The sequence below is a fragment of the Vibrio genomosp. F10 str. 9ZD137 genome, assembly GCF_049974785.1.
Classification (GTDB): domain Bacteria; phylum Pseudomonadota; class Gammaproteobacteria; order Enterobacterales; family Vibrionaceae; genus Vibrio.
Genome location: NZ_JBNGCJ010000629.1, coordinates 1 through 2,554, shown reverse-complemented (window position 1 = coordinate 2,554; position 2,554 = coordinate 1). Strand labels below are relative to the sequence as shown.

At 43.9% G+C, this 2,554-nt stretch carries 1 protein-coding gene; it reads left to right on the top strand.

The window, feature by feature from the left end; all coding sequences use genetic code 11:
- Positions 1 to 781: 781 nt before the first annotated feature.
- Positions 782 to 2,236, top strand: a complete 1,455-nt coding sequence (locus ACP45E_RS15250) for a glyceraldehyde-3-phosphate dehydrogenase (RefSeq protein WP_017038694.1) — start codon at positions 782 to 784, stop codon at positions 2,234 to 2,236.
- Positions 2,237 to 2,554: the final 318 nt, after the last annotated feature.

Genomic DNA, 2,554 nt, shown 5'->3' with positions numbered 1-2,554 from the left:
ACCGCTCTTCCGATCTGATAGCCTAAAATAGACGGTTGACGGGGGCGATAAACGGTCTGTCTTTAAACACAAGTAGACTATCTAGGCGATGTTATCCTAGATAGTCTGACCCATTCTGAAACGCCTTTGCGTCACTTAACGCTTATCTCACCTTTACGTTTACCTTTTACTTCTTACTTCTTACTTCTTACTTCACCTAGTATTTCAGCTTTCTTTTTCAGCGCGTTCTTCACTGCCGACATACATCTACAGGCACTTATTCCGTTGGTAGCGATGAAGTAAATCGGCTTGGTCCACAGCGTAAAGTGAGTTCCACCATAGAATAGGGTAACTCAACGACTTTTCGCCAATCTATCGTTTACTTTTTATGTTGTTAATCTTCCATCCAGCACAAAATTAGTGAGCGTAATGAAAACAGAAAATAAATAGTGTGCCAATAAACCATATCGTCTCGAATTAAGTCTGTACTTTTAAAAAAGTCAATTGGCATTTGGCCGCGAGACACTAACACAATCCGCCTAGTTACAATCAATATATAGTGTTAAATGTCGCTGTTATTTTTCCTAGCAGAATAACACTTCACCATTTACAATCCTGCCCCATAATAATTACAAAGATAAAACATCGGCTATTTACCTTTCTCCGCAGGGATCCTGAGCTTAGCCAAGGTCCTTAAGTACGATACTTAAATGTGACTCTTTAATGCGAATAGGTAGGTAAGTGCCGTTTAGAACACGTTCCAATAACATAAGCTCAAATAACGAAAAGGTCCCCCACTACCATGTCTTCAGAAAAACAGAGTCCTGAGAAGCACCTTCGCGATTGGCAAACCAGCCAAACGATTGCAGAATCTACTTCACCCCTATTAGGCCAGCTGTATCGAGAAAAAGGGGTTGAAGTTATCCTCTTTGGTAAAACCCTCGTCAATGCAGACACTATCGATATCATTAAAGCACACCGACTCTCTCGTCACTTTACCGACCAGCCACTGACCCTAGAACAAACTTCTCCTATTATTCAATGCTTAACTAAAATGCCACTTTCGCCATGCAGAATCGATGTTGGACAACTTGCCCAGCAATATTGGCGCAGCCATGACGACACTCATGCATTGAATGATTTTCTGCACACAGCACTGTTAAAAGCCATGGATGGAAAGACCATCACTGAGCCACGTGATGTCGTTCTTTACGGCTTTGGCCGAATTGGTCGACTATTGACGCGTTTATTAGTTGAAAAGAGTGGTCCTGGTTACCCTTTGCGCTTAAGAGCGATTGTTGTGCGCGGAGGTAAAAAAGGCGATCTAGAAAAACGGGCTAGCCTGTTACGACGTGACTCTGTTCATGGCCAATTTAACGGCAGCATTGTGGTTGACGAAGAGCGTAAAGCGATCATTGCCAATGGTAACTACATCCAAATTATCTATGCCAATAAGCCTGAAGAAATTAACTACAACCATTACGGAATTAACAACGCCTTGGTGGTTGATAATACCGGTGTATGGAGAGACAGCGAAGGGCTTGGCCAACATTTAGGCTGTGATGGCGCTGAAAAAGTTCTGCTTACCGCACCAGGAAAAGGCGACATTAAAAATGTTGTATTTGGTGTGAATGAAGACGTTATTCAGCCAGAAGACACTATTATTTCGGCAGCCAGCTGTACCACCAATGCAATCACTCCGGCTTTGAAAGCGATTAACGACAAGTTCGGTATCCAATCTGGGCATATTGAAACGGTGCACTCGTTTACTAATGATCAAAACCTGATTGATAACTTCCACTCTGGTGATCGTCGCGGTCGTAGTGCGTCGTTGAATATGGTGCTAACCTCGACCGGTGCTGCCAAAGCAGTATCGAAAGCACTACCAGAGCTGACGGGGAAATTAACCGGTAACGCCATTCGTGTTCCAACACCGAATGTTTCAATGGCCATTGCCAATCTGAACCTAGAATCGAACACGACAAAAGAAGAACTCAATACGTACCTTCGTGAGATGGCATTGACCTCTTCACTGTCTGCACAAATTGATTACACAGACTCAACGGAAGTGGTATCTAGCGATATCGTAGGATCACGTCATGCTGGCATTGTCGATGGGGTTGCCACCATTGCGCAAGACAACCGTTGTGTCGTTTATATCTGGTATGACAATGAGTTTGGTTACAGCTGTCAGGTCGTTCACTGTATGGAGCAGATGATGGGCGTTCGCTACAAGACCTACCCTGCTTCGTTATAGTCAGTGTGTTTATAACTTAAGAAAATGAGACTCCACAACAACTACAATAAAAAGCTCACCCTATCGTGATAAACCTTTAACGGCTAACACTACGGGGATGAGCTTATGCTTTGCCTTCATTTACCGCTTTCTCGTTTAACGACCAGAAAGCGGTTTTTTTACTTTATCTACTGCTTACCGGGAGAGTTGACGCACTAACGCTTCCGTTGGTCGAACTATCGCGACGATGGCTTCATCGTAGATTTTCGCCGACTCGTCGATTACCGCTAGATACGCTTGCGCATCCGCACCTCGAATTGTGTCGCCCTTCTTCGCCTT